The organism is Streptomyces tyrfis (genome assembly GCF_037034285.1).
Classification (GTDB): domain Bacteria; phylum Actinomycetota; class Actinomycetes; order Streptomycetales; family Streptomycetaceae; genus Streptomyces.
Map to the genome: position 1 here is coordinate 1 of NZ_JBAGJZ010000113.1, position 1172 is coordinate 1172.

The 1172-nt window shown below is 75.2% G+C and carries 2 protein-coding genes; both read left to right on the top strand.

The annotated features are described in order from the left end of the window. Window positions 1-244 precede the first annotated feature (244 nt). Complete coding sequence (locus WA762_RS35405; protein ID WP_335941701.1) at window positions 245-445, top strand: hypothetical protein; 201 nt, start codon at window positions 245-247, stop codon at window positions 443-445. Beyond that, window positions 442-681 (top strand): hypothetical protein, encoded by a 240-nt coding sequence (locus WA762_RS35410; RefSeq protein WP_335941702.1) that lies wholly within the window; start codon window positions 442-444, stop codon window positions 679-681. Before WA762_RS35405 ends, WA762_RS35410 begins: the two co-directional genes overlap by 4 nt. Window positions 682-1172 lie beyond the last annotated feature (491 nt).

The following is a 1172-nucleotide window of genomic DNA, read 5'->3' on the forward strand; positions in this document are numbered from 1 at the left end:
CGGTGAGCAGATCCGTCAGCAGACCCGGTGAGCGCTGCTCACGTCCATGTTCCGCCCGGCAGTACACCGTGCTCCCCGCCCGCTCTTTCAGGGCCTGGCCGGGAGCACGGCCTTCAACCGACCGCGTGCTGGCCGCTTTCCACGGCCCGCCAGCCACCCGGTCATCACCCCTCTTCACAAGGAGCTGAACCAGGATGACATGCCACGTTCCCTCCGCCCCCAATCTGGCGACGGGGGGCCGGTAATGGCGCTCTTCGGACTGATCGGCAACGACCGCGCCATGGCCGATTCCACCTACAACGGCCGCGAGTCCGCCTCCGAGAAGACCACGCGCAAGCGCCGCGAGGCACACCACCGCGGCGCGCGGGCCGCTGACCGCAAGGGCCAGGCGTGGGAGGACACCGAGCGGACCCGCCAGGACCGCCGTGGGTGGTGGAGCCGATGACCCGCACCACCCGCGCCCTGACCGTGTTGCTGTTCCGCCGCCTGCACTCCTGGCGCCTGCGCCGCCGGGCCACCACGGGTGGCCCGGCGGCCCGGACGCGGCTGCCCGGCCGCCCCGTCGACGACAACACCGCCGCGCCCGTCCCCACACTGGTGGGTGGCGACGAACTGCGGGCCCGCGCACTGCTGTGCGCCGCGCTCAACGGCGGATGCCGCCGCGAGGAGGCACGCCGATGAGCAAGCCCCCCACCCCCGACCACGCGTCCGACCCCGCCAAGGGGGAGGTCCTGTCCGGCCGGGTCATCCCGGCCGGAGAAGGCTGGCCGGTCCGCCCCGGACTCCCGGCCACCGCATCGTCCGCCACGACCCCACCTCCCTCCGCCGCGATTCCGCCGCAGGCTGCCCCGCCCGCCTCGCACGCCGGCGCCGGGACGGTGCCGGCGCCCACCGTCCCCGCCCCGCCCAGTCCCCCGGCGACAACCGCCACGGGCGGGGCAGGGGACTGGTGGGCGGCTCCACCGCCCCCGCCGGTTCCTCCGCCCGGGGGCTGGGGCGGTCCCCCGTGGGGCCCGGCCCCGTTCCCGGACCCGTGGCAAGGGCCGCCGCAGAGCCTGGACATCCACGTTCACGTGGTCCCGGCCGTTCCGGTGGAGGAGGAGAAGCCGGGGTTCTGGAAGCGGGTATGGCGTCTGCTCACCCGTGGGATCAGCCCGTACGCGGCATGGGGC

Bases quoted from the DNA above. Each gene is read 5' to 3' on its own strand.
- WA762_RS35405 (WP_335941701.1), top strand. From the start codon at position 245: ATGGCGCTCTTCGGACTGATCGGCAACGACCGCGCCATGGCCGATTCC.
- WA762_RS35410 (WP_335941702.1), top strand. From the start codon at position 442: ATGACCCGCACCACCCGCGCCCTGACCGTGTTGCTGTTCCGCCGCCTG.